The organism is Micromonospora rosaria (assembly GCF_001567585.1).
Lineage (GTDB): Bacteria > Actinomycetota > Actinomycetes > Mycobacteriales > Micromonosporaceae > Micromonospora > Micromonospora rosaria.
The window spans coordinates 1-25,781 of sequence record NZ_LRQV01000012.1; the positions used below are offsets into that span (position 1 = coordinate 1).

The following is a 25,781-nucleotide window of genomic DNA, read 5'->3' on the forward strand; positions in this document are numbered from 1 at the left end:
ACCACCCCGATCCCGGCCACCCCGATCCCGGCCACCCCGACCTCCGCCGCCCCGACCTCCGGCGCTCCCACTTCCGGCGCTCCCACTTCCGGAGCTTCGACCTTCGGTGCTTCGACCTTCGGTGTTCCGGCCTCCGGTGCTCCGACCTCCGGCGCCGGAACCTTCGGCCCCCTGGGCTTCGGCACCCCGGTCACCGGCGCGGCCAGCATCCCGCCGCCCACCCCGGTCACCGGCCCGGCGGCCTCCTTCACCGGCCCGACCGCAGCCGACGGACCGGCGGGGAACCCCGCCTGGTCGGCGTCGCCCGGTGCCGGCGGCCGGTACGACGGCGGGCCGGACCTGGCCACCGCCGCGTACGGCAGCGTCACCGACGGGCCCGGGTTCAACACGGTCGCGTTCCCGGTGGGCAACCCGGTGGAGAACTCCGGCTCGCTGACCGGGCACATCCTCTCCCAGGGCTGGTCCGACCCGCCGAACCAGCGGTCCCGCAACACCCGGGTGGTGGTCGTGCTGACCGTCTCCCTCGCCCTGCTGGTCGGGGTCAGCGTGCTGGTGTTCCTGCTCGCCAGCGACCTGATGAGCGGGCTCTTCGACGGCCTGCTGGGCTGACCGGGGGCGCGGTCGGGTGGTGAGTCCGCCCACTACCGCCCGACGGCCCCGTGGCACATCCGCGACACCGCCGTACACTTGTCGTGATCACTGACCCGGCGCGCCCGTGCGCGCCCCTGGGCGATCTTGCTGGCGAACCGGCGGCGCTGTCAGCCGCAGCGGGCCATCGCGAAGATGCGCCCCGCTCGAAAGGCATTACTTGACCACCTTTGCTGATCCCAGCACGCTCCCGTCCGCCTTCGACCGCCCGGCGACCCCGGACGACAGCACCGACTTCGCCGCCCTGGGGCTGCCGCAGCCGTTGGTCCGGGCCCTGGCCCGGCAGGACATCACCACCCCGTTCGAGATCCAGCGGGCCACCCTGCCGGACGCCCTCGCCGGCCGGGACGTCCTCGGCCGGGGGCAGACCGGCTCCGGCAAGACCCTCGCCTTCGGCCTGCCGGTGCTCGCCCGGGTCGCCGCCGGGGAGCGGGCCCGGCCACTGCATCCCCGGGCCCTCGTGCTGGTCCCCACCCGGGAACTCGCCATGCAGGTCAACGACGCCCTGGTACCGCTCGGCAAGGCGGTCGGGGTGTTCCTCAAGACCGCCGTCGGCGGGGTGCCGTACGACCGGCAGATCGACGCGCTGCGGCGCGGCGTGGAGGTCGTCGTGGCCACCCCGGGCCGGCTCGCCGACCTGATCGCCCGGCAGGTCTGCCGCCTGGACGACGTCGAGGTGACCGTCCTCGACGAGGCCGACCAGATGGCCGACATGGGCTTCCTGCCCGAGGTCACCGACCTGCTGGCGAAGACCCCGGCCACGGCCCAGCGCCTGCTCTTCTCGGCCACCCTGGACGGCGACGTCGACGCCCTGGTCCAGCGGTTCATGACCGACCCGGTGACGCACTCCACCGCCCCGCCCACCGCGACCGTGTCCACCATGGACCACCACATGCTGCTCATCCCGCCGCACGACAAGTTCGCGGTGGCCGCGTCGATCGCCGCCCGGGACGGCCGGACCATGGTCTTCGCCCGTACCCAGCTCGGCGTCGACCGGCTGGTCGAGCAGCTCGCGGCGGTCGGCGTACGGGCCGGCGGGCTGCACGGCGGCAAGACCCAGCGGATGCGTACCCGCACCCTGGCCGAGTTCCGCGAGGGCCGGATGAACGTCCTGGTCGCCACCGACGTGGCCGCCCGGGGCATCCACGTGGACGGGGTCTCGCTGGTCCTGCACGTCGACCCGCCGAAGGACCCGAAGGACTACCTGCACCGGGCCGGGCGGACCGCCCGCGCCGGCGAGTCGGGCGCGGTGGCCACCCTGGTCCTGCCGAAGCAGCGTCGGACCACCCTCGCCATGCTGGAGAAGGCCGGGGTCGCCCCGGAGCAGACCAAGGTACGGGCGGGTGACCCGGCGCTGGCCGAGCTGATCGGTGCCCGCGAGCCGAGCGGCGTACCGGTGCGCGACGAGCCCTCGCCCCGCCGGCCCGGCGGCCGGCGCTTCGGCGACCCGGCCGGCGGCCGACGTCACGGCGAGTCGGGCGGTCGTCGCTACGGCGGCCCGGAGGACCGGCCCGGCCGGCAGTACGACGGCCCCGGCCAACGCGGCCACGGCCACCAGGGCCCCGGCCAGGACGGCCGGCACGAGTACCGCTCGGGGGACCGGCCGGGACGGCGGTTCGACGACCGGGGTGCCGGCGACCGGCCGTGGCGCGACCGTACCCCGGTGGACCGCCCCCGCGACGAGCGCCGCCACGGCGACGCACCCCAGGGCGAGCGCCGCTACGGCGACGCGTCCCACGGGGAACGGCGCTACGGCGACGCACCCCAGCGTGAGCGCCGCTACGGCGACGCGCCCCAGGGTGAGCGCCGCTACGGGGCCCACGGGGAGCGCCACGTCGGCGACCGGCCGCAGGGCGAACGGCGTTACGGCGACCGGCCCCGGGAGGAGCGCCGCTTCACCGACCGTCCGCAGGGCGAGCGGCGCTACGGCGACCGGGCCGAGCGGGCGGGCGACCCCCGGGGCGAGCGGCGGAGCGGCTTCCGGCCGGAGGGCCGTGGCCGGGACGACCGGCCCCGTGACGACCGGCGCGGCTTCGGCGGGCGACCGCCGGCCCGTACCCACTGACACCGGCCAGCGCACGACCGGCCGACTCCCGGGCCGCCCCAGGGTGGGCGCCCGGGGGCGGCCCGACGCCGTCGCGGAGACGCCTCCGCGACGGCGTTCGCGCATCACCTGCCGGCGGCGGCCGGGTGGCGTAACGTCCGGAACCATGGCGACGTCGCTCTTCTGGCGCCGGACGGACACCGCCGGCGCCGAGCACGCCCTCGTCGGCGACGACCAGGGCCTGGCCGCGCGTGGCACCCAACTGGCCGTGGACCCGATCCCCTACACCTGCCGGTACACGCTCACCACCGGCGCCGACTGGGGCACCGAACGGGTCGAGGTGGAGACGCAGGGCGCGGACTGGCTGCGCAGCCTGCGGCTGGACCGGTCCGCCGACGGGTGGCGGGTGACCACCCACGAGGAGGGCGACCTCGACCGGATCCTCGCCGCCGCCGGTCACCCGACCGCCGGCCTGCCCGGCACCGACGACCCGGATCGGCTGGCCGACGCGGTCGACGTCGACCTGGGTGGGTCGGCGCTCTTCAACATCCTGCCGGTACGCCGGCTCGGGCTGACCGACGCCCCGGCCGGCACCGAGCACCGGATCACGGTCGCCTGGGTACTCGTGCCGGGCCTGCTGGTGATCCCCGCCGAGCAGGTCTACACCGCCGTCGGTCCGGGGCGGGTCCGGTTCGCCAGCGAGTCCTTCACCGCCGACCTGGACGTCGACCCGGCCGGCTACGTCCTGCGCTACCCCGGCCTGGCCGAACGCGCCACCACCGACTGAGCCCGACTCCCGCCCCCGGCCGCCCCCGGCCGCCCTCGGTCGTGCCGCCGCCCCGCCCCGCCCCGCCGCGCCGCCCCGCGCCGCTGCCGGGGGTGTGTGAGAAGGGTTCCCTTCTCGACCGTATGCGTTAAGAAGGGGCCCTTCCTTTCACGCCGGCCAGGTGCCGGTGTGCAGGAAGCGGTCGACGGTGGCCAGGTGCGGGGCAAGGTCGAGGCCCTGGGCGGCCACCCAGTCGTCGGCGTAGTAGCTGTCCGCGTACCGGTCGCCGGCGTCGCAGATCAGGGTCACCACCGAGCCGGTACGCCCGGCGGCCAGCATCTCGGCGATCAGCCCGAAGGCGCCCCAGAGGTTGGTACCGGTCGAGCCGCCCACCCGCCGGCCGAGGACGGTCGAACCGGCGCGCATCGCCGCCAGCGAGGCCGCGTCGGGGACCTGGACCATCCGGTCCACCACGGCGGGGAGGAAGGACGCCTCCACGGTGGGCCGGCCGATGCCCTCGATACGGGAGCCCCGGCCGGTGCGCAGCGACCAGTCCCCGGCCTGCCAGGCCGGGTAGAACGCGGAGTTCTCCGGGTCGACCACGCAGAGTTTGGTCGGCAGCCGGCGGAACCGGGCGTACCGGCCGATGGTGGCGCTGGTCCCCCCGGTGCCGGCCCCGACCACGATCCAGTCCGGTACGGGGTGCCGCTCCAGCGCCAACTGGGCGTAGATCGACTCGGCGATGTTGTTGTTGCCCCGCCAGTCGGTGGCCCGCTCGGCGTAGGTGAACTGGTCCATGAAGTGCCCGCCGGAGTCCTCGGCCAGCCAGCGGGCCTCCAGCACCACCCGCGCCGGGTCCCGTACCAGGTGGCACCGGCCGCCCTGGAACTCGATCTGGGCGATCTTCTCCGGCGAGGTGGAGGCCGGCATCACCGCGATGAACGGCAGCCCCAGCATCCGCGCGAAGTACGCCTCCGAGACGGCGGTCGAGCCGGAGGAGGCTTCGACGATGGTGGTGCCGGAGCCGATCCAGCCGTTGCAGAGCCCGTACAGGAACAGGGAGCGGGCGAGCCGGTGCTTGAGCGAGCCGGTCGGGTGCACCGACTCGTCCTTGAGGTACAGGTCGATCCCCCAGGCCCGGGGGAGCGGGAAGGGCAGCAGGTGGGTGTCGGCGGACCGGTTGGCGTCGGCCTCGACCGCGGCGATGGCCTCGGTGACCCACGCTCGGCTGGCCTCGTCGCCCCGGTCCAGATGTGTCACCCGGGAAACGTAACAAGTATTCGAGTCATGCTCACCTTCGCCCACGGGCACGGCCCGGGGGCGTCGGGTCAGGCGGGTGGTGCGGGCACCGGCTGGGGACGGTTCTCCCACTTGGTGGAGAGGGCGACGGCCGTCCGGGTGGAGGCCACCCCGGGCGTCCGGTTCAGCCGGACGATAAGCTGCTCCAGCTCGGCGATGGTGCCCACCCGCGCCTTGAGCAGGAAGGACTCCACGCCGGCCATGAAGTAGCAGGACTCGATCTCGGGCATCGCCCGGAACGCCTCCAGCACGTCGTCGGTGTCGCCGCCGGAGTCCTCGACGATCCCGATCAGGGCGGTCACACCCAGCCCGATCGCCTCCGGCGACACCTCGGCCCGGTACCCCCGGACCACGCCGCTGGCCTCCAGCTTGCCGACGCGCTCGTGCACCGCCGGGGCGGAGAGCCCGACCTGACGGGCCAGCTCGGCGTAGGAGAGCCGGGCGTTGCCGCGCAGCAGTTCGAGAAGGCTCTGGTCGATCGCGTCCACGGCCTACAGACCCTAACGGTACGGGCGGGGCGGGCGGCACGCGCCTGCCGGCGTGGCTGACCGGGAGTCGCCGCCCGCCGACCTTCGGTGAGCAGGCGATACGGCCGGCACCATTGACGAACTTCCCACTCCGTGCATTTTTCACGTTTGGCGGACAGGCCTGGTCGCCGGTGCTGTAATTGCCATACGTCCCTCATGACGGCTCTGGGCTCGCACCAGCCGGGGGCAGTGTGTTCAGCCGAGGGCTTCGTCGACGCGAGGAGGGGGCTGTGGACACTGGAGATCGCCTGCTGACACCGGGTGAGGTCGCCGCGCTGTTTCGGGTGGACCCGAAGACTGTGACGAGATGGGCGGCGGCCGGCCGGATAGGCAGCATCCGGACTCCAGGTGGGCATCGTCGGTTTCGGGAATCCGAGGTACGAGCCCTGCTGGAAGGCGAGGGCATGCTGGACGAGGCGGAGGACGTCGGCAAGCCACGCAACGTGGGCCCGGCGACCTCGACCGGGCCGGGGCCGGCCAACGCCGGCATGTACTGACACCGGCGCGGAGCCGGGTCCGCGGCCGGGCCGGTGGTGGGGCCGGGCCCGGCCCCGCTTCCGGCGGGGGCGAGTCTCCGGGCCGGGTCGTCCGTCGGGACGGGCCCTGGTTGGCCAGGTCCGCCCTCTCGGCGGCCACCGTCGGGGCACCCACCGTCGGGGGCGGCGCGCTCAGGCGCGGGCCGCGCCCAGCTCGCCGGACCAGCGCCGGAAGAGGGTGTGCGGCACCCCGAGCGCGTCCAGCACCTTGCCCGCCACGAAGTCGACCAGTTGCGCGGCCGACGCCGCCGCCCCGGCTCCGTAGAAGCCGGGGCTGGCCGGGAGCACCACCGCACCGGCGTCGTGCAACGCGATCAGGTGCTCCAGGTGGCTGCGGGTCACCGGGGTCTCCCGGGGCACCACCACCACCGGGCGGCGCTCCTTGAGGTTGACCTCGGCGGACCGCTGCAACAGGTCCTTGGAGAGGCCGATGGCGATGCCGGCGCAGGCGGCGGTGCTGGCCGGGACGACCGCCATGCCGCGTACCCGGTAGGAGCCGCTGCTCGGCCCGGCCGCCAGGTCACCGGCGGGCCAGTGCCGGACGTCGGCGTCGGCCAGGTCCCGGCCGAGCCAGGTGGCGAGGTCGGTGGCCCAGTGCCCGTCCCGGAACGGCCGACCGGTCTCGTCGAGAATGGTCAGTCGGGCCGCCCGGGAGACGATCAGGTCCACCGGCGCACCGGCGTCGAGCAGTCCGCGTACGACGGCCGCCGCGTACGGGGTGCCGGACGCACCGGAGACCCCGACCACCCATGGTTCGCGCATACCGTCAAGCGTGCCTGGTGCCGTCGGCCGCCCGGCGGCCACCCCCCGTCGACCCGTACCCGTATCCGCTGGTCATCGTGGGGCTCATGTGCCCGGATGTCCGGCTGCGCCGGGCGCCTGTCATGCTGCGAGGGCGATCGGGGCCGCACGGGGAGGACACCGATGGTCGACGAGATCCTCCGGAAGCTGGCGTCCGACTGTCCCCTGCCGTCCCGCTGCGCGACGCAGGTGGACGACGTGCAGCGGTGGTCGACCGACCGGCTCGGCGAGCTGGGGTTGCCGCTGGACGCCGCCGCCCTGCGCCGGCTGGACCGGGCCCGGTTCGCCGGGTACGCCTGCCGGCTCTACCCGGACGCCAGCGTCGCCGACCTCCGGGTGATCACCGTCCTCTTCACCTGGTTCTTCCTGGTGGACGACGCCTGCGACGGGCCGGCCGCGCTGCCGCCGGAGCGGATCCGCGCCCTGCGCGACGGGACGCTGTACCTGCTGCGCCACGGTCCCCGGCTGCCGCACCCGGGCGTCACCGGCCCGCTGCGCCGGCTCCTGGTGCAGGCGTGGCGGGAGCCCCGCCGCCGGATGCCGTACCACTGGCGGGTGCGGTTCGCCGACGCGGTCGGGCACCACCTCGACGGCGTCTGGCGGGAGGCGGTGAACCGGACCGAGGGGCACACCCCCGGGGTCGACGAGTACGTGCGCCTGCGCCGGGCCACCTCGGCGGCGTACGTGTCGTACCCGCTGGTCGAGTTCGTCGCCGGCCGGCCGTTGCCGGAGCCGGTGTACCACCACCCGGCCCTGCGCCGGGTCGGCGACCTCGGCAACGACCTGCTCTCCTGGTACAACGACCTGGCCTCGCTGGAGCGGGACCGGCTGACCTCCGGCGGGCAGAACCTGGTCCTGGCGGTCGCCGCCGAGCGGCGGGTGCCGGTCCGCGCCGCCGTGGAACTGGTCGCCGAGCGGTGGCGGGCGGCCATGGCCCGGTTCCTCACCCTGCGCGCCGAGGTGCCGTCGTTCGGGCCGGCGCTGGACGCGGCGGTCAGCGCCCACCTCGACGGGGTCGCGCACGCCGTCCGGGGCACCATCGACTGGACCCTCGAAAGCGCCCGCTACGGCAAGGAAGGGCCCCCTGTTAACGCTTCCGGTAGAGCAGGGGCCCCTTGTTAACCCCGGAACCGGGCACACCGGCACGGCCCGGGGGCGACCGGGCACGCCGGCACCGGGGACACCGGCACCGGCCGGGGAGGACCGGGCCGGCGGGCCGTCAGGGGCGCAGGCCGAGCCGGACCACCAGGTCCAGCAGGGCGAAGACGAACAGCGCGATGCCGACGAAGCCGTTGGCGGTGAAGAACGCCCGGTTGACCCGGCTCAGGTCGGTCGGGGTGACCACCACGTGCTGGTACCCGAAGGCGACCGCGGTGAGCAGCAGGCCGACCCACCAGAGCCAGCCGAAGCCGACCAGCATCCCGAACCAGACGAAGAGGCCGAACGTCACCACGTGCGCCACGGTGGAGGCGTGCAGCGCGAACCGCTTGCCGTACCGGGCCGGCACGCTGTGCACGCCGATCTCCCGGTCCACCTCGGTGTCCTGGCAGGCGTAGATCAGGTCGAACCCGCCGATCCACAGGCCGACGGCCGCGCCGAGCAGCCAGGCCGGCCAGGAGCCGGCGAAGGTGCCGGTGACCGCGAGCCACGCGCCGACCGGCCCGACCGCCTGGGCGACCGCCAGGATCGCGTGCGGCCAGTTGGTGAACCGCTTGCCGTAGGGGTAGACGACCAGCGGGACCACCGCGAGCGGCGCGAGCACCAGGCAGAGCGGGTTGAGCAGGGCGGCGGCGGCGAGGAAGACCACCAGCGCGACCGCCGCGCCGGTCCAGGCCGTGCGCACGCTCACCGCCCCGGTGACCAGTTCCCGGTTCGCGGTACGCGGGTTCCGGGCGTCGATCTGCCGGTCGAGGATCCGGTTGGCGGCCATCGCGAAGGTCCGCGCGCCGACCATCGCCACGGTGATCAGCAGCAGGTCCAGCCAGCGGACCCGCCCCCCGTCGACCTGCATCGCGGTCAACGCCGACAGGTACGCGAAGGGCAGCGCGAAGACGGAGTGCTCGATCGCCACCAGGTTCAGGAACGCCCGTACCCGCCCGGGGGCCTCGACGGTGGCGGCCATCAGAGGCCGTACTCCTGCCAGCGCTTGTCGACCAGGCTGACCACCTCGGGCGCCATGGTCATCTCCTCCGGCCAGCCCCGGTGGTACCCCTCCTCGGGCAGCTTGCGGGTCGCGTCGACGCCCGCCTTGCCGCCCCAGAACTGCTGGTACGAGGCGTGGTCGAGGTGGTCCACCGGCCCCTCGGTGAGCAGCAGGTCCCGGGCGTAGTCGACGTTGCCGAAGGCGCGGAAGGCGACCTCGTTGTAGTCGTGCACGTCGCAGTCCTCGTCGACGATCACGATCAGCTTGGTCAGCGACATCATGTGCGCGCCCCAGATCGCGTTCATCACCTTCTGCGCGTGCTTGGGGTACCGCTTGCGGATGGAGACGATCGCGCAGTTGTGGAAGACCCCGGCGGCCGGCAGGTCGTAGTCGACGATGTCCGGGATCAGGAAGCGCAGCAACGGGGCGAAGATCCGCTCGGTGGCCTTGCCGAGGCCGTGGTCCTCCTGGGGCGGCTGCGAGGTGACGATCGAGTGGTACACCGGGTCACGCTGCATGGTCATGCACTCGATGTGCATCACCGGGAACGGCTCGACCGGGGTGTAGAAGCCGGTGTGGTCGCCGAACGGGCCCTCCGGCAGCCGCTCGCCCGGCTCGATGTAGCCCTCCAGCACGATCTGGGCGTGCGCCGGCACCTGGAGCGGCACGGTCAGGCAGTCGACCATCTCGACCCGCTCCCCGCGCAGGAACCCGGCGAAGAGGTACTCGTCGATGTCGGCCGGCAGCGGCGCGCTGGCCGCGTAGGCGACGGCGGGGTCGGCGCCGATGGCGATCGCGATCGGCAGCCGCTGCCCGAGCCGCTCGGCGACCGCGTGGTGCGCGGTGGAGTTCTTGTGGATCTGCCAGTGCAGGCCGATGGTGTTCGCCGAGTGCTGCTGGAGCCGGTAGAGCCCGAGGTTGCGCTTGCCGCTCTCCGGGTGCTTCGTGTGGGTCAGGCCGAAGTTGTGGAAGATCCCGCCGTCGCCCGGCCACACCTTCAGCCCCGGGAGCCGGTTCAGGTCGACGTCGTCGCCCCGGTACACCACCTGCTGGCAGGGGGCGGTCTTGACCTTCTTCGGCGGCATGGACTTGAGCTGCATGACCTTGCCGAGGCCGCCCATCATGCCCGAGAAGCCCTGCGGCAGCTCCGGCTTGAGCATCTCGCCGATCCGCGCGCCGATCTCGTCGAGGTTCTCCACCCCGAGCGCCATCGCCATCCGCTTCTCGGTGCCGAACAGGTTGATCGCCACCGGCATCTCGCCCCGGGTCGGCCGCTCGAAGAGCAGCGCCGGCCCGTCCGCCCGTACGGTCCGGGTGACGATCTCGCTGATCTCCAGCGTCGGGTCCACCGGGACGCTCACCCGGCGCAGCTCCCCCGCCTTCTCCAACGCCGCGAGGAAGTCCTTCAGATCGGTGTACGGGAACCCACGAGCCGCCATGCCCGCCAGTCTCCCCCACCACCCTGGACGTGCAAGGAAGGGCCCCCTGTTAACGCATACGGTAGAGAAGGGTCCCCTTCTCACATGACATGCACCGGGCTGCCCAGCGGGGCCGGGCGGGTGGTCGACCGCCCAAAGGCGCGGGGAGCTCTCGGACGCCCGCCTACCGTTCACGCGACGGGGCGGAGGAGCGCTTCGGGCGCTGGTCCGGGTGGCGGCCCTGGCGGTCGCGGGCGGGTGGTGACGGTGGCGACATCAGGCGGAGACCGGCCCACTGGACGAAGATGCTGCGCCGGGCGGTCGCGTTCCCCCGCTCGTCAAGCTCGTACCCGTCCAGCCAGACCCAGCCGTCGTAGGTGATCCAGTCGGCCTTGACCCGGATCAGCCGGAACATGATCGGCCGCCGGCCGAACTGAACGCTCGCGGCCCGGGTCACGTGCACGTCTCCCGCCCGGACCGTCGCCGCGGCCCCGAGGCGCACCGATCCGGCGGTCACGAGCCGTACCGCCGCCAGGCCCGAATTCGCCGCCGGGCCAGCTCGACCCGGGGGCAGCCGCCCAGCCGGCACGCCCCGCAACGCCGGTGCCGGTGGTACGCCAGCACGACCCACGAGCATCGGATCAGTACGGGTGCCTTGTCGCTCGTCACGGGCCTGCCTCCGGGGGCTGGGCGGGATCGTCGCGGCACCCCGGCCCGCCGAGCTCCGCTCCACCAGACCGGGGGCACCGCGCCACCGATCCAACACCCTCGGTTACCCCCCGTGTCAATGTTGACGCGTGCCTGTTAGCACGTCCTGTACGACGTATCCGAGTTAGCGCGTTGCCATTAGCGTGCTTTTGTTCACGTGTCAATCGAGACGCGAACGCGCTGTTCTACCTTCTGGTTATGACCGATGAGGTGCCGGGCCCACTCGTCGCCGCAGGCGAAATCTTGAAGATGTTGGGCGTCAGTCGGTCACGGTTCCGAGCCATCGCGATGCATCCGAATTTTCCCCGCCCCTTCCAAACACTGTCGGTCGGCTCGGTGTGGCTGCGGTCGGACGTGGAGGCGTACATCGCCGCGTACCGTCAGCCCCGACCGTCGACGGACGAGGACGAGCCGGGCTGATTGCGGCCCGCCCGGCGAGCCAATACGGTGCAGTCGTGTCGGACGCGTACGTCTGCGGGGAGCCGGACGGCCTCTCGCCGCTGCTGGTCAAGGTCCGCGACGCGGTGGCCCGGGAGTTGCACGCCCAACTCGCGCTCCGGGCCGAGCGGATCGAGCTGGCCGACGTGCCAGAAGTCGCCTACCAGGTGACCCGCCAGGTCGAGCAGGTCCTCACCACTCCCCGGCACCGAGCGGGCCAGTTGCCGGAGCGGTGCGCGGGAACCGACGCCGCCACCGGCGTGTCGCGTCGGAAAACCGCCACTGTTGCGGGGAGGACGGACACCCCAGGTCCGCACGCGCCGTAGGCGGCCCGGTGGCTCAGAGGCCGCCGTACGAGTGCAGGCCCTCGAAGAAGATGTTCACGCCGAACAGGTTCATCAGCACGGTGAGGAAGCCGAGCACGGCCAGCCAGGCGGCCACGTTGCGCTTGACGCTCGGCGTGGCGCGGGCGTGCAGGTACCCGGCGTAGACCACCCAGGAGATGAAGGACCAGACCTCCTTGGGGTCCCAGCCCCACGGCCGGCCCCACGCCGCCTCGGCCCAGATCGCCCCGGCGATCACCGCGAAGGTGAAGACCGGGAAGGCGAAGGCGTGCAGGCCGAAGGTGAGCCGTTCCAGGCTGGCCGCCGCCGGCAGCCGCTTCGCCAGGGTGTACGGGAAGCTGCGCCGGCCCTGCTCGTACCCGTTGCGCATGAGGAACGCCACCGCCGGGACCGCCCCGAGCAGGAACAGGCCGGAGGCGAAGACCACCGTGGAGACGTGCACGATGAACCAGTACGAGTTCAGCGCCGGGACCAGCGGCACGATCGGCACGTAGAGCACCAGCTCGGCGGTGGCCAGCAGCAGCACCATGACCAGGGTGAGGAAGAGCCCGAGACCACGCAGCGCGGGGAGCTTCCAGAGCACCGCCAGCCAGGCGGCGGCCCCGATGAACGAGACCGTCAGCACGAACTCGTACATGTTGCCCCAGGGCATCCGGTTCGCGGCGATGCCGTGGGTGATCAGCGCGGCCAGGTGCAGCACGGTGGCGAGCCCGGTGAGGACGACCGCGATCCGGCCGGCCAGCCGCGCCCGCTGCCCCGGCGGCCTCTTCCGGCCGGCCCCAGCAGGCGCGTCGCCGGTCGTCGTGTCCGCGTCGCCGGTCACCGGCTCCTTCCCGACGCCGACGCCGAGGTCAGCGCCGGTCGGGGTGGTCGCACCACCCGCCGCGACGCCCGCGCCGACCAGTTCCCGGGCGGGGGCCGCACGACGGGCGATGGCACGCCCGTTGCCGAGCGCGTACTCGACCGCGTGGGAGATCATCGCGGCCAGGTACAGCAGGATCGCGATCGACACCAGTTGGTCGGAGAGCGCGGCCATCACTCGGTCCCTTCTCGCGTCCGGGCCCGGTCCTGGTCGGCCCGGCCCGTGCCGGCCCCGGTGTCGCCGTCCACGCCGGTCGGCGTACCCGCCCGACCGCCGTCACCGATCGCGGCGACGAGAGCCGCGAACTCGTCGGCGAACCCGGGGTGGTCGGTGCGCGGAAGGCCACCGGCCTCGACCAAACTACTACTGCCCGTCGGAGATCCACTCGCGGGGGCCGCGCCGACCCGGAAGAACACCCGACGACGCCGGCCGAACAGTGAGCCCAGCAGCCCGACCAGCAGGAAGCCGCAGCTCACCAGCATCATCGTCGAGCCGGGGTCGTGCCGGACGGAGAGCGTGATGTAGCGCCGGGTGCCGAGGAACTCCACCGACGTGCCGTCGTCCAGGGTCCACTTCTCGCCGGGGCGCAGCAGCTTCGCCTCGCCGAGCTGGGTGAGCTTGCCGGTGGTCACCTGCCGCTGGTCGAGCCGGTAGATCGAGCCGGGGATGCCGGCGTCCAACCCCAGGTTGCCCCGGTACCCGATGAGGAACACGGCCGGGTTCCGCTCGGTCGGGTACTCGGAGCGGACGTACGGCGGCTCCTGCGGCGCGGTGGGCAGGTAGATCCCCTCGAAGGCCATCTGGAGTTCCGGGTTGCGCTCCCCGGTGGCCGGGTCGACGTTGACGTCCGGGAAGGCGGCCAGCCCCTCGCTGGTCAGCCCCATGTCCCCGGTGGTCAGGAAGGGCACGATGCTGGTCTGGGCCCGCCCGTTGCGGTCGGTGTACCTGATCTCCGGCGCGTACCCGTGGCCGAGCAGGTAGACGTTGGCCCCGTCCAGCCGCAGCGGCGAGTTCACCGAGAAGTCGGCGCTGCGCAGCTCCCGGCCCGGTTCCTCCACGCCCACCCGGGCGTTGAAGAACTCCGGCTGGCCGTCGGCGAGGAAGCGGGCCTCGAACTCCTCCAGGGTCAGGCAGAACCCGGGCAGGTCGGCGTCGGCGACCCGGGGGCCGATGTCCGTCTCGGCGTACTGCTGCCGGGTGTTGCAGAACGCCTTGTCCTCGCCGGCCACCAGCAGCCGGTTGCCGCTCCAGCCGTACCACGACCCGAGCGCGAAGGCGATCAGCACCGCCACCAGGGACAGGTGGAAGATCAGGTTGCCGGTCTCCTTCAGGTACCCCTTCTCGGCGGAGACCTCGTCGCCGCGCACCGCGACCCGCCAGCGGCGCTTGCGCAGGGTGGCGGCGATCGCCTCGGCGCCGCCGGCCGGGGCGGCGAGGAACGCGTGCTGGGGGAGCCGGTCCAGCCGCTTCGGCGCGGCCGGCGGGGTCATCCGCAGGGCGCGGACGTGGTCGCGCAGCCGGGGCAGGATGCAGCCGACCAGCGAGGTGAAGAGCAGCAGGTAGATTGCGGAGAACCAGACCGAGCCGAAGGCGTCGAACGCGCCGATCCGGTCCAGCACCGGGGCGAGATCCGGGTACGCGGCGTAGTAGTCGCGCACGTCCTCCGGGTTCACCCCGCGCTGCGGCAGCACCGAGCCGGGAATGGCCGCCACCGCGAGCAGGAAGAGCAACAACAACGCGGTACGCATGCTGGTGAGCTGCCGCCACGAGTTGCGCAGCAGCGCCAGCACCGGGTTGGGCCGACGCCGGGGTGCCGGTGCCGGGGTGCCCGTGCGGTCCTGCACGGCGGTCATCAGATGCTCACCTCGCCCACCCCGAAGGTGGTCTGCAACCAGATCACGAAGTCCTGCCAGCCGCCGGTGACCAGGGCCAGGCCGATCAGGATCAGCAGGGCGCCCCCGGCGCGGGTGACCCACCGGCTGTTGCGCCGGATCGCCGTGAAGACCCCGAGCAGCCGCTCGAAGCCCAGCCCGAAGACGACGAAGGGTAGCCCCAGCCCCAGGCAGTACGCCACCGCGAGGACCACCGCGCGGTCGGTCTGCCCACCGACCATGCCCATCCCGATCACCGCGCTCAGCGTCGGGCCGACGCAGGGCACCCAGCTCAGCGCGAAGACCGCGCCGAAGACCGGGGCGCCGAGCAGCCCGGCGGAGGGGAGCCGGCTGATCCGGAACTGTCCTTGCAGGCTGGGCAGCACGCCGAGGTAGCCGAGGCCGAGCAGCACGATCAGCGAGCCGACGCTGATCTCCACGATCCGGTCGTACTCGAAGAGCAGCCGGCCGAACTGGGAGACCACGACGGCGGTGGAGACGAAGACCACGGTGAACCCGGCGATGAAGAGCAGCGTCCCGGCGAGGACCCGGCCCTTGACCGCCACCCACCGTCCCCGCGTCGGGGTCTCCACCGCCGGATCGGCGTCGTCCCCGGCCCGGTCGTCCCCGCCCCGTTCGCGCACGGCGACGCCGCCGCCCGCCGCTGCGGCGGGTGCACCGGGTGCCGAGGTGTTAGCAGGGGGCCCTTTTACTACCGGAGGCGTTAACAGGGGGCCCTTCCTTGCACCCCGGCGGCCCTCCAGGTCGGCGCCGGCCAGGCCGGTGACGTACGAGAGGTAGCCGGGCACGAGGGGCAGCACGCACGGGGAGAGGAAGCTGACCAGCCCGGCCAGCGCCGCCGCGCCGACGGCGAGCAGCAGCGGGCCGCTCTGGGCGAGTTCCCGGAACGTCTCGCCCATCAGCCCGGACCGGCCAGCGCCGCCTGCTCGGCGGCGACCTTCTGGACGGCGGGCAGGATCCGCTCCTCGGTGACCGCCATCCGGATCACCGTGGCGATCCGACCCTGCCGGTCCAGGATGAAGGTGGCCGGGATGCTGTTCGGCGCGATGTCGAAGCGGAGCGCCAGCCGGCTGGCCGGGTCGAAGAGGCTCGGGTACGTGACCTTGAAGCTCTCCTCGAACGCGATGGCCTTGTCCCGGTCGTCCTGCACGTTGATGCCGAGGAAGGTGACCCCGGAGTCCTTGGTGGCCTGGTACGTGTTCTCCAGGTCGTCGGCCTCGGCCCGGCACGGGTTGCACCAGGAGCCCCAGAAGTTGACCACCACCACCTGGCCCCGGGTGCTGGCCAGGTCGTACGAGGTGCCCTCGAGCAGCTCACCGGTCACCTCGGGGACCGTGGACCGGTCCTCGGGGGCACACTCGATGATGCCGTCGGTGTTGGTGCACCGCTGCTCACCCTGCTCGGCGGAGCAGCCGACCAGGCCCGCCGTGACGGTCGCGGCGGCGAGCAGCGCGGTGATCCACCTGCGGGCGCGCATCAGGCCCCCTTGGCCGTCCGCGCGGTCGGCGACATCGCGATCAGGTGGGCGGCCGGCTCGGTGTACCCGATGCCGACCACCTTGGCGCCGTCGAAGTGGAACGAGGTGAGGCTGGCCAGCCCGCACTGCCGCCGGCGCGGGTCGTGCCAGAGCCGCTTGCGCTCGACGTACCGGCGCAGGGTCCAGATCGGCAGTTGGTGCGAGACGAGCACCGCCTCCCGCCCCTCGGCGGCGACCCGGGCGGCGTGCAGGGCGGCGAACATGCGTTCCGCGATGACCACGTACGCCTCGCCCCAGGAGGGGGTGACCGGGTCGCGCAGCACCCACCAGTTGCGCGGGTCGCGGAACGAGCCGTCGCCCGGGGAGACCTTCTTGCCCTCGAACCAGTTCGCGCTCTCGATCAGCCGCTCGTCGACCCCGACCGGCAGCCCGAACTGCGCGGCGATCGGCTCGGCGGTCTGCTGGGCCCGTTCCAGCGGGCTGGCCACCACGTGCACCACGTCACGTTCGGCCAGGCCCTGAGCGGCGGCCTTGGCCATCTGCACGCCCAGTTCGGAGAGGCGGAAACCGGGTAGCCGGCCGTAGAGGATCTGGCCGGGGTTGTACACCTCACCGTGCCGGAGCACGTGGACGACCGTACTGCTCACGCTGTCTACCCCCCGGTGCCTGCCGCTGCCGCTGCCGTCGCTGCCGCCGGGAGGGCCCCGGCGATCTGTTCCAGGGCGGCGTCGTCGAGCGCCGCCGACACGAACCACGCCTCGAACGCGCTCGGCGGAAGGTACACCCCGGCGGCGAGCATGGCGTGGAAGAACGCCTTGAACGCCGGCACCTGCTGGGTGCGGGCGGTGTCGTAGTCCACGACGTCGGCGTCGGTGAAGAAGATCGAGAACATGTTGCCGGCGGTGGAGAGCCGGTGCGGCACCCCGGCGGCGGCGAGCGCGTCGGTGGCCAGCCCGCTCACCACGGCGGCGGTGTCGTCCAGCTTCCGGTAGAGCGCCGCGTCGGCGAGCCGGAGGGTGGCCAGGCCGGCGGCGCAGGCCAGCGGGTTACCGGAGAGGGTGCCGGCCTGGTAGACCGGACCGGCCGGGGCGAGCTTCGCCATGATCTCCGCCCGCCCGCCGAACGCCGCGGCGGGCAGCCCACCCCCCATGACCTTCCCGTACGTCCACAGGTCGGCGTCGCACGGGTCGACGCCGTGCCAGCCGGCGCGGGAGACCCGGAACCCGGTCATCACCTCGTCGACGATGAGCAGCGCGCCGTGCTCGTGGGCGATCCGGGCGAGCGCCTGGTTGAACCCGTCCCGGGGGGCGACGACGCCCATGTTCCCGGCGGCGGCCTCGGTGATGATCGCGGCGATCCGGGGCCCCTCGGCGGCGAACACCTCCGCCACGGCGGCGACGTCGTTGTACGGCAGCACGATGGTGTCCCCGGCCGCCGCCCCGGTGACGCCGGGCGAGTCGGGCAGGCCGAAGGTCGCCACACCGGAGCCGGCGGCGGCGAGCAGCCCGTCGGAGTGCCCGTGGTAGCAGCCGGCGAACTTGACGATCTTGGATCGCCCGGTGAAGCCCCGGGCCAGTCGGATCGCCGACATGGTCGCCTCGGTGCCCGAGTTGACCAGCCGGACCTGCTCCAGCGGGGTCCGCTCGACGATCTCGGCGGCCAGCTCCACCTCACCGGGGGTGGGGGCGCCGAAGCTGGTGCCCCGCGCGGCGGCGGCCTGCACGGCGGCCACCACCTCGGGGTGGGCGTGCCCGAGGATCAACGGCCCCCAGGAGCAGACCAGGTCGACGTAGCGCCGGTCGTCGGCGTCGTAGAGCCAGGGCCCCTCCCCCCGGACCATGAAGCGCGGGGTGCCGCCGACCGCGCGGAAGGCGCGCACGGGCGAGTTCACCCCGCCCGGCACCAGGGCGCGGGCGCGGTCGAACAGGGCCTCGGAGGCCGGCGCGTCGGCCGGGTAACGGCCGGATCCGGCGGGCAGGAATTCGGTCACGATGCCGCCATTGTGTCAGCGTCGAAAGGTGAATCGGCAGCCACCCCGCAACGGGGTTACCGGGCTCACCCCGCCGACCGTTCCGGCCCACCCGTGCGGCGGGCCTCGGGGAGCGGGTCCGGGACGGGAGGGTCAACCAGTCGGGGCGACTCGCCGCTGGCCCCGGGCCACCTGCGAACCCGGACCGGCGGGACGCGCGTGATCCGCCTCAGCGGGCCGGGGCGGACGGATCGCGCTAGGCTGACCGGGTGGATCGTGCCGAACTGTCCATCACGCTACACCGGACGGGAGACGAAGTCGTCCTTCGCCTCGCCGGTGAGATCGACATGCTCACGGCAGCCCAGTTGTCGACCGTCGTCAACGAGGCCCTCACCGAGCCGCCACCACGGCTGGTACTCGACCTCGGCGGGGTGACCTTCTGCGACTCGCAGGGCCTGGGCACCCTCGTCGTCCTCAGCCGCAAGGCCAGTCACGCCCAGAGCCTGCTGGTCCTCACCAACGTGGGCGACTTCCTGCTCCGCGTCCTGGACATCACCGGCCTCCGCTCCGCCCTGATGATCCGCAACAACCAGTCCACCCCCTGAATCCCGCCCGGGGCAGCCGGGCGGGAGACGGGTCAGGGAGTCGGGCCCCAGCGGGCCTGTTCCAGCAGTTCCACGGCGCGGGTACGGCTGTCGGGGGTGGCGGCGCGGAGCAGGGCGGTGGCCTCGTCGACGGCCTCGGTGAGCGTGCGCCACTGGGCCTCGCGCTCCCGGACCAGGTCCGACTGGGCGGCGAGCTGCCGGCTCTTGACCCACAGCTCCACGAAGACGGAGACCTTGGCCCGCAGCACCCAGGGGTCGAAGGGCTTGGTCAGGTAGTCCACCGCCCCGGCCGCGTAGCCGCGCAGGGCGAGCTGCGCGTCCCGGTCCGCAGCGGTGAGGAAGATGATCGGTACGTGCCGGGTGCGCTCGCGCCGCTTGATGTGGCCGGCGGTCTCGAAGCCGTCCATGTCCGGCATCTGGGCGTCCAGCAGGATCACCGCGAAGTCGTCGACCAGGAGCTGCTTCAGCGCCGCCTCCCCGCTCTCCACGGCCACCGACTGGACCGGCAGGCCCTGGAGGATCGCCTCCAGGGCCATCAGGTTCTCCCGGCGGTCGTCGACCAGCAGCGCCTTCGCCATCTGGGTCACGAACTCTCCTTGCCTCGACTGCTACCGATCCAGGTCGACATCAGCTCGATCAACTCGTCCAGGTCGACCGGCTTGGTGATGTAGTCGCTGCCGCCCGCCGCGAGCGCGGACTCGCGGTCGCCCGGCATCGCCTTGGCGGTCAGGAAGACCACCGGCAGGTCGGCGAAGCGGTGGTTGCGCCGGATCTGCCTGGTCGTCTCGTACCCGTCCTGGTCCGGCATCATGGCGTCCATCAGCACGATGTCCACCTCCGGATGTTCTGCCAGGACCCGTACGCCGTCGGCGCCGTTGTCCGAGTACAACACGGTCATCCCGTGCAGTTCCAACGCACTGGTCAGCGCGAAGACGTTCCGGACGTCGTCGTCGACGATCAGCACGGTGGCGCCCTCCAACTGTCGGGTCGCCGGGGTCTCCGGCGCCGGCGGCAACTCCAGCGGCGGCATCAGCAGCGAGGACGGCAGTCCGGCCCGGGCCGGCGACGGCGGCAGCGGCGCCACCACCGCGTCCGGCGCCAGCACGTCCGGCACGAAGAGGGTGAACGTCGAGCCCTGGCCGGGCGCGGAGGCCACGGTGATCGTGCCGCCGAGCAGGCGGGCCAGGTCCCGGCTGATCGACAGCCCGAGACCGGTGCCGCCGTAGCGGCGGCTGGTGGTCCCGTCGGCCTGCTGGAACGCCTCGAAGATCAGCGACAGCTTGTCGTCGGAGATGCCGATCCCGGTGTCGATCACGGTGAACGCGATCACCTGCCGGGCGTTGGTCAGCGCCGGCACGTCGAACACCACGTTCTCCGCCGCCAGGCCGATCCGCAGCGTCACGGCCCCGTTGTCGGTGAACTTGACCGCGTTGGAGAGCAGGTTGCGCAGGATCTGCTGGAGTCGCTGCGCGTCGGTGACCAGCGCGGGCGGCAGTTCCTGGGCGATGCGTACCTGGAAGTCCAGGCCCTTCTCCTCGGCCTGCGGCGCGAACGCCTGCTCGACGTAGGTGCGGATCTCGCCGAACCGGATCTCGGTCGGCTCGACGTCCATCCGGCCCGCCTCGATCTTGGACAGGTCGAGGATGTCGTCGATCAGGCGCAGCAGGTCCGACCCGGAACCGTGGATGGTCCGGGCGAACTCGATCTGCTTCGGGGTGAGGTTCTGCTCCGAGTTCTCCATCAGCAGCCGGGCCAGCAGCAGCAGCGAGTTCAGCGGCGTGCGCAGCTCGTGGCTCATGTTGGCCAGGAACTCCGACTTGTACGCCGAGGCCCGGGTGAGCTGCTGCGCCTTGTCCTCCAGGCCGAGCCGGGCCAACTCGATCTCTCGGTTCTGGGTCTCGATGTTGGCCTTCTGCTCGCTGAGCAGCTTCGCCTTGTCCTCCAGTTCGGCGTTGGTGCGCTGCAACTCCGCCGACTGCTCCTGGAGTTCGTGCGCGAGCCGCTGCGACTGGGCGAGCAGTTCCTCGGTACGCCGGTTGGCCTGGATGGTGTTGACCGCGATGCCGATGGTGGAGACCAGCCGCTCCAGGAACGACAGGTGCAGCTCGGAGAAGGGGGTCACGCTGGCGAACTCGATCACGCCGAGCAGTTCGCCCTCGAAGAGGACGGGAAGGACGACCAGGTCGGCCGGGGGCGTCTCGGCCAGGCCGGAGCGAAGCATCAGCCGCCCGTCCGGTACGGCGCCGACCCGGATGGTCCGGCGGGACAGCGCGGTCTGCCCGACCAGCCCCTCCCCCGGCCCGAAGGTGACGTCGTGGCCCCGGGAGACGTACCCGTACGAGGCGGTCAGCCGCAGCCGGACCACCCCCTCGGAGTTGTCGACCAGGAAGAACGCGCCGAGCTGCGCGTCGACCAGCGGGGTGACCTCCATCATGATCATCCGGCAGACCTCGCCGAGGTCCCGCTGCCCCTGGAGCAGACCGCCGATCCGGGCCAGGTTGGAGTCGAGCCAGCCCTGCTCGGCGTTCTTGTGGGTCGTCTCCCGCAGGGTGACGATCATCTGGTTGATGTTGTCCTTCAGCTCGGCGACCTCGCCCTGCGCCTTCACCGCGATCCGCTGGGTCAGGTCGCCCCGGGTCACCGACGTCGACACCCGCGCGATCGCCCGGAGCTGGGTGGTCAGCGTGGAGGCGAGCTGGTTGACGTTCTCGGTCAGGTCCCGCCAGGTGCCGGAGACCCCCTTGACCTGCGCCTGACCGCCGAGCTTGCCCTCGATGCCGACCTCGCGGGCCACCCGGGTCACCTCGTCGGCGAACGACGAGAGCTGGTCGACCATCGTGTTGACGGTGTTCTTCAGCTCCAGGATCTCGCCCTGCGCGTCGACGGTGATCTTCTGGCTCAGGTCGCCCTTGGCGACCGCCGTGGTGACCGAGGCGATGTTGCGGACCTGGCTGGTCAGGTTCGACGCCATCGAGTTCACGTTGTCGGTCAGATCCCGCCAGGTCCCCGAGACGCCCTTGACCTGGGCCTGACCACCGAGCTTGCCCTCGGTGCCCACCTCGCGGGCCACCCGCGTCACCTCGTCGGCGAACGACGACAACTGGTCGACCATCGTGTTGACCGTCGACTTCAGCTCCAGGATCTCGCCCCGGGCGTCCACCGTGATCTTCTGCGACAGGTCACCCTTCGCCACGGCCGTGGAGACCTGGGCGATGTTGCGGACCTGGGCGGTGAGGTTGGAGGCCATCGAGTTCACGTTGTCGGTCAGGTCCCGCCAGGTGCCGGCGACGCCGCGGACCTGGGCCTGACCGCCGAGCTTGCCCTCGGTGCCCACCTCCCGGGCCACCCGCGTCACCTCGTCGGCGAACGACGACAACTGGTCGACCATCGTGTTGACCGTCGACTTCAGCTCCAGGATCTCGCCCCGGGCGTCCACCGTGATCTTCTGCGACAGGTCACCCTTCGCCACCGCCGTGGTGACCGAGGCGATGTTCCGTACCTGACTGGTCAGGTTCGACGCCATCGAGTTCACGTTGTCCGTCAGGTCCCGCCAGGTACCCGAGACGCCCTTGACCTGGGCCTGACCACCCAACTTGCCCTCGGTGCCCACCTCCCGGGCCACCCGCGTCACCTCGTCGGCGAACGACGAGAGCTGGTCCACCATCGTGTTGACGGTGTTCTTCAGCTCCAGGATCTCGCCCCGGGCGTCGACGGTGATCTTCTGGCTCAGGTCACCCTTGGCGACCGCCGTGGAGACCTGCGAGATGTTCCGTACCTGGCTGGTCAGGTTGCCGGCGAGCTGGTTGACGTTCTCGGTCAGGTCCCGCCAGGTGCCGGAGACCCCGCGCACCTGGGCCTGGCCGCCCAGCTTGCCCTCGGTGCCCACCTCCCGGGCCACCCGCGTCACCTCGTCGGCGAACGACGACAGCTGGTCCACCATCGTGTTGACGGTGTCCTTCAGCTCCAGGATCTCGCCCTGCGCGGCCACCGTGATCTTCTGCGACAGGTCACCCCGGGCGACCGCCGTGGAGACCTGGGCGATGTTGCGCACCTGGGCGGTCAGGTTGGACGCCATCGAGTTGACGCTGTCGGTCAGGTCCTTCCAGGTGCCGGCGACGTTCGGCACCTCCGCCTGACCGCCGAGCTTGCCCTCGGTGCCCACCTCGCGGGCCACCCGGGTCACCTGCTCGGCGAAGAGCCGCAGGGTGTCGGTGAGCGAGTTGAAGGTGTGCGCCAACTCGGCGACCTCGCCCTTCGCCGACACGGTGATCTTCTGCGACAGGTCGCCCTTGGCCACCGCCGTGGCCACCTGGGAGATCGACCGCACCTGGTGGGTCAGGTTCGACGCCATGGTGTTGACCGAGTCGGTGAGGTCCTTCCAGGTGCCGGCCGCGCCCCGGACGTCGGCCTGCCCGCCCAGCTCACCCTCGGTACCCACCTCCCGGGCCACCCGGGTCACCTCGGAGGAGAACGAGGAGAGCTGGTCGACCATGGTGTTGACGGTCCGCCCGATGCGCAGGTACTCGCCGCGCAGCGGCCGACCGTCGATCTCCAGCGCCATGTGCTGGGACAGGTCACCGTCGGCGACCGCCACGATCACCCGGGCGATCTCCGTGGTGGGCCGGCCCAGGTCGTCGATGAGCGAGTTGACCGCCCGCTGCCCCTCGGCCCAGGCGCCCTCCAGCCCCTCCTCGTCGAGCCGCTCGGTGAGCCGACCGTCCCGGCCGACGATCCGGCTGATCCGGCGCAGGTCCAGGTTCTGCCGCTCCTGGAGCGCCACCACCTCGTTGAACGCCTCGGCGACCTCACCGGCCGCGCCCGACCGGCGGGGCAGCCGGACCTTGAGGTCACCGTGCCGGACCCGCCGCAGCGCCGTCACCAGCTCCTCGAGCACCGCGTCACGATCCTGCGCGGCCGGGTCCGTGGTGACGGACTGTTTCGCCGTGGTCATCATTCCTCGCAAAGCTCGGGGCTGCGGGCGCAGGCCGGCGGGCCGGCCATCCCATCATTGTGCCCGCGACCGCGCCGGTGCCATTCGACGTGCCAGCTCGCCACGCTGGGTACGCGCCATCCGACATGCCGGCCGCACCCGGGCCGGGAGGGGGAGCCCACCGCTGGAGGGGGTGAGCCGCGCCGCAGCAGGTCGGGCTCCCGACCGACGCGGTCGGATCGGCTTGGCACCCGGCTTTCGGCCGGGCAGGATACGAAGGGTGTCAGCGGAGGCGGGGGCCGCGATCGACGGTGGCCCGGACGAGCACGTCCGGCGGGTCCGGCTGCCCGCCGACCGGCGTACCCCGGCCGCCGCCCGCGCCGTGGTCCGCTCGGTGCTCGCCGAGGCCGACCTCGACGAACTGGTCAACGAGGCACTGCTGCTGACCACCGAGCTGTCCACCAACGCGGTGGAGCACGCGGGCACCGAACTGGACATCGAGGTCGTCGCGGACGAGGTCGGGCTCACCGTCACCGTGTCGGACTTCGCCTCCGGGCCGGTGGACGAGCTGATCGTCGGGGTCCGCAACGACGCCACCGAGATCACCGAGGTCGCGGAGCGCGGCCGGGGGCTGCTGCTGGTGGACCACTTCGCCAGCCGCTGGGGCACCACGTACCTGCCCACCGGCAAGGGCGTCTGGTTCCGGCTGGAACGCCCGGCCGGCGGGCCGGTGGGGCCGGAGACCCCGGATCGGCGGGAGCCCTCGGCCGCCCGCGCCGCCACGGCCGGCAACCGGGCCGGCCCGGACGGCTCGACGCCGAGCGCCGCGGCCATGAGCGAACTGATGCAGACCGTCCCCGACCCGTACGCCGACGACCCGCTGCCCGAGTTCGCCACCGACCTGCTGACCCGGGTCGGCGAGATGATCGGCGCGGCCGGTGGCGTGTTCCGGCTGGACCGGGGGGACGGGCACGGCGCACAGGTGCTCGCCCGGTACGGCCGGCACCCCCGGGCCGGGCACGAGCTGCTCCGGGTACCGCTGGCCGTGCACCGGCCGTACGTCGGGGAGCTGGAACTGGACGCCGCGCCCTCCGGGTACGCCCGGCCGCTGGCCGTCCTCGCCGCCGAGCGCCTCTCGCTGCACCTGGAGAACGACCGGCTGCGCCGGGCGGACGTCCGCCGGCAGGCCTGGCTGACCTTCCTGGCCGAGGCGAGCGAACTGCTCGCGCAGTCCCTCGACGTCGAGCTGACCATGGCGCTCATCCCGCAACTGGTGGTCCCCCGGCTCGGCCAGTGGTGCGCGGTGCACACCACCGACGAGTGGGGGCGGCTCAAGCTCGCGGCGGCCAGCCACGCCGACGAGTCGGTCCTGCCCCACCTGCACCAGGTGCTGCGCGAGACCGGGCCGGACTCGATCCAGGCGCGGCTGCGGGAGGCCTCCCGCAACGGCTCGCAGATCCCGCTCGGCGCCCCGACCGAGGGTTTCGCGGTCCCGCTGATCGCCCGGGGCCAGCGCCTGGGCACCCTGGCGGTGGGGCGGCACCAGCGGCACCGGCACGACCCGGACGAGGTCGCCGTCCTGGAGGACGTCGCCCGGCGGGCGGCCCTGGCGATCGAGAACGCGCGGATCCACGCCGAGCGGCGTCGGGTGGCGCAGGCCCTCCAGCAGTCCCTGCTGCCGCCGGTCCTGCCCGTGGTCGAGGGCATCGGCTTCGCCGCCGAGTACGTCCCCACCGGCGACGACGCCGACGTCGGGGGCGACTTCTACGACGTCCTGCCGCTGCCGGACGGGCGGTGGCTGGTGGTGATCGGCGACGTGTCGGGCAAGGGGGTGCAGGCGGCGACGGTGACCGGGCTGGTCCGGGACGTCATCCGGGTGCTGGTCGGCGACGGCAAGCCCCTCTCCGAGGCGCTGTCCCGGCTCAACGAGACGCTCGTCGAGCGGGGCGGCGGCCGGTACTGCACGCTCGCCATGGCGGCGGTCGGGCCGGGCGAGGACGACCAGTTGGAGGTCTCCCTGCACCTCGCCGGGCACGACCGTCCGGTGCTGCTGCGCGCCGCCGGTGGCGCGAGCTTCGTCGGCACCACGGGCACCGCGCTGGGCCTGCTCGACTCGATCGCCTCCCCGGCGGCCGAACTCCTGCTCGACCCCGGCGACTCCCTGATCTTCTACACCGACGGGGTGACCGAACGCCGCCGGGGCCGGGAACTTTTCGGCACCGAGCGCCTCCGGGACGCCGCCGCCCCGCTGGGCGGGTACTCGGCCGATGTGGTCGCCGCCCGACTGCGCTCCACCGCGATCAACTTCTCGGTGGAGACGCCCCGGGACGACATCGCCATCCTGGTCCTGCGCAACGACGCGCTCTGAGCCCCG

At 72.7% G+C, this 25,781-nt stretch carries 22 protein-coding genes and 1 pseudogene; 9 read left to right on the forward strand and 14 right to left on the reverse strand.

Going from position 1 to position 25,781, the window contains the following annotated elements; genetic code table 11:
- The 3 genes and pseudogenes from AWW66_RS34240 to AWW66_RS05795 form a co-directional block, all read left to right on the forward strand.
- A pseudogene (locus tag AWW66_RS34240) lies at positions 1-609 on the forward strand (hypothetical protein); the annotation flags it as partial.
- 199 nt (positions 610-808) lie between these two features.
- Positions 809-2,713, forward strand: coding sequence for a DEAD/DEAH box helicase (locus tag AWW66_RS05790; RefSeq protein ID WP_067360805.1), 1,905 nt, complete (start codon positions 809-811; stop codon positions 2,711-2,713).
- Between the two features lie 145 nt (positions 2,714-2,858).
- On the forward strand, positions 2,859-3,479 hold the full coding sequence (locus tag AWW66_RS05795) for a putative glycolipid-binding domain-containing protein (protein WP_067360808.1): 621 nt from the start codon (positions 2,859-2,861) through the stop codon (positions 3,477-3,479).
- Positions 3,480-3,626: 147 nt separating this feature from the next.
- Here the strand turns inward: AWW66_RS05795 and cds1 are convergent, their stop codons facing one another.
- Both cds1 and AWW66_RS05805 read right to left on the reverse strand, forming a co-directional pair.
- Complete coding sequence (cds1, locus tag AWW66_RS05800; RefSeq protein WP_067360810.1) at positions 3,627-4,718, reverse strand: L-cysteine desulfhydrase Cds1; 1,092 nt, start codon at positions 4,716-4,718, stop codon at positions 3,627-3,629.
- Between the two features lie 68 nt (positions 4,719-4,786).
- A complete protein-coding gene (locus AWW66_RS05805; RefSeq protein ID WP_067360813.1) occupies positions 4,787-5,245 on the reverse strand; it encodes an Lrp/AsnC family transcriptional regulator in 459 nt (152 codons plus the stop codon).
- A 269-nt stretch (positions 5,246-5,514) separates the two neighbouring features.
- On the opposite strand from AWW66_RS05805, the gene AWW66_RS05810 reads away from it, so the two are divergent.
- The gene (locus tag AWW66_RS05810) at positions 5,515-5,781 is read left to right on the forward strand and encodes a BldC family transcriptional regulator (protein ID WP_067360817.1); all 267 of its coding nucleotides are present in this window, start codon (positions 5,515-5,517) and stop codon (positions 5,779-5,781) included.
- Between the two features lie 171 nt (positions 5,782-5,952).
- Here AWW66_RS05810 and AWW66_RS05815 read toward each other — a convergent pair whose 3' ends face one another.
- The gene (locus AWW66_RS05815) at positions 5,953-6,582 is read right to left on the reverse strand and encodes a UbiX family flavin prenyltransferase (RefSeq protein ID WP_067360820.1); all 630 of its coding nucleotides are present in this window, start codon (positions 6,580-6,582) and stop codon (positions 5,953-5,955) included.
- A gap of 162 nt (positions 6,583-6,744) precedes the next feature.
- Here AWW66_RS05815 and AWW66_RS05820 point away from each other — a divergent pair, with 162 nt between their 5' ends.
- On the forward strand, positions 6,745-7,743 hold the full coding sequence (locus AWW66_RS05820) for a terpene synthase family protein (RefSeq protein ID WP_067360823.1): 999 nt from the start codon (positions 6,745-6,747) through the stop codon (positions 7,741-7,743).
- A gap of 97 nt (positions 7,744-7,840) precedes the next feature.
- Here the strand turns inward: AWW66_RS05820 and mqnP are convergent, their stop codons facing one another.
- From mqnP to AWW66_RS05835, 3 genes are all read right to left on the reverse strand, one after another.
- Positions 7,841-8,743 carry a menaquinone biosynthesis prenyltransferase MqnP gene (mqnP, locus tag AWW66_RS05825; RefSeq protein WP_067360831.1) on the reverse strand — a complete coding sequence of 301 codons (903 nt, stop codon included), beginning with the start codon at positions 8,741-8,743 and terminating at the stop codon, positions 7,841-7,843.
- Entirely contained in the window at positions 8,743-10,203 is a 1,461-nt protein-coding gene (locus AWW66_RS05830) for a menaquinone biosynthesis decarboxylase (protein ID WP_067360834.1), read from the reverse strand. Before AWW66_RS05830 ends, mqnP begins: the two co-directional genes overlap by 1 nt.
- A 163-nt stretch (positions 10,204-10,366) precedes the next feature.
- Complete coding sequence (locus tag AWW66_RS05835) at positions 10,367-10,699, reverse strand: hypothetical protein (protein ID WP_245647939.1); 333 nt, start codon at positions 10,697-10,699, stop codon at positions 10,367-10,369.
- 389 nt (positions 10,700-11,088) lie between these two features.
- Between AWW66_RS05835 and AWW66_RS05840 the strand changes: the two genes are divergently transcribed.
- Together AWW66_RS05840 and AWW66_RS05845 are read left to right on the forward strand one after the other, a co-directional pair.
- Positions 11,089-11,310, forward strand: a complete 222-nt coding sequence (locus AWW66_RS05840) for a helix-turn-helix transcriptional regulator (RefSeq protein ID WP_067360837.1) — start codon at positions 11,089-11,091, stop codon at positions 11,308-11,310.
- A gap of 35 nt (positions 11,311-11,345) precedes the next feature.
- A complete protein-coding gene (locus tag AWW66_RS05845; protein WP_067360839.1) occupies positions 11,346-11,654 on the forward strand; it encodes a hypothetical protein in 309 nt (102 codons plus the stop codon).
- 13 nt (positions 11,655-11,667) lie between these two features.
- Here the strand turns inward: AWW66_RS05845 and ccsB are convergent, their stop codons facing one another.
- The 6 genes from ccsB to hemL are packed head-to-tail and all read right to left on the reverse strand — an operon-like array spanning position 11,668 to position 17,893.
- Positions 11,668-12,708, reverse strand: a complete 1,041-nt coding sequence (ccsB, locus tag AWW66_RS05850; protein ID WP_067360842.1) for a c-type cytochrome biogenesis protein CcsB — start codon at positions 12,706-12,708, stop codon at positions 11,668-11,670.
- Complete coding sequence (gene resB, locus AWW66_RS05855; RefSeq protein WP_067360844.1) at positions 12,708-14,387, reverse strand: cytochrome c biogenesis protein ResB; 1,680 nt, start codon at positions 14,385-14,387, stop codon at positions 12,708-12,710. The genes ccsB and resB overlap by 1 nt, the downstream gene beginning before the upstream one ends.
- On the reverse strand, positions 14,387-15,325 hold the full coding sequence (locus tag AWW66_RS05860; protein ID WP_067360847.1) for a cytochrome c biogenesis CcdA family protein: 939 nt from the start codon (positions 15,323-15,325) through the stop codon (positions 14,387-14,389). Before AWW66_RS05860 ends, resB begins: the two co-directional genes overlap by 1 nt.
- Positions 15,325-15,903, reverse strand: a complete 579-nt coding sequence (locus AWW66_RS05865; RefSeq protein WP_067360850.1) for a TlpA family protein disulfide reductase — start codon at positions 15,901-15,903, stop codon at positions 15,325-15,327. The genes AWW66_RS05860 and AWW66_RS05865 overlap by 1 nt, the downstream gene beginning before the upstream one ends.
- Positions 15,903-16,550 (reverse strand): histidine phosphatase family protein, encoded by a 648-nt coding sequence (locus AWW66_RS05870; protein ID WP_067360853.1) that lies wholly within the window; start codon positions 16,548-16,550, stop codon positions 15,903-15,905. The genes AWW66_RS05865 and AWW66_RS05870 overlap by 1 nt, the downstream gene beginning before the upstream one ends.
- A 5-nt stretch (positions 16,551-16,555) precedes the next feature.
- Positions 16,556-17,893 (reverse strand): glutamate-1-semialdehyde 2,1-aminomutase, encoded by a 1,338-nt coding sequence (gene hemL / locus AWW66_RS05875; protein ID WP_067360855.1) that lies wholly within the window; start codon positions 17,891-17,893, stop codon positions 16,556-16,558.
- A 248-nt stretch (positions 17,894-18,141) separates the two neighbouring features.
- Between hemL and AWW66_RS05880 the strand changes: the two genes are divergently transcribed.
- Positions 18,142-18,477 (forward strand): STAS domain-containing protein, encoded by a 336-nt coding sequence (locus tag AWW66_RS05880; RefSeq protein WP_067360858.1) that lies wholly within the window; start codon positions 18,142-18,144, stop codon positions 18,475-18,477.
- A 32-nt stretch (positions 18,478-18,509) separates the two neighbouring features.
- On the opposite strand, the gene AWW66_RS05885 is transcribed toward AWW66_RS05880, so the two are convergent.
- Entirely contained in the window at positions 18,510-19,064 is a 555-nt protein-coding gene (locus AWW66_RS05885) for a response regulator (protein ID WP_067360861.1), read from the reverse strand.
- Positions 19,061-23,428 (reverse strand): hybrid sensor histidine kinase/response regulator, encoded by a 4,368-nt coding sequence (locus tag AWW66_RS05890; RefSeq protein WP_067360864.1) that lies wholly within the window; start codon positions 23,426-23,428, stop codon positions 19,061-19,063. The genes AWW66_RS05885 and AWW66_RS05890 overlap by 4 nt, the downstream gene beginning before the upstream one ends.
- 259 nt (positions 23,429-23,687) lie before the next feature.
- Here AWW66_RS05890 and AWW66_RS05895 point away from each other — a divergent pair, with 259 nt between their 5' ends.
- The gene (locus AWW66_RS05895) at positions 23,688-25,775 is read left to right on the forward strand and encodes a SpoIIE family protein phosphatase (RefSeq protein WP_067360867.1); all 2,088 of its coding nucleotides are present in this window, start codon (positions 23,688-23,690) and stop codon (positions 25,773-25,775) included.
- The last annotated feature ends 6 nt before the right edge of the window (positions 25,776-25,781 follow it).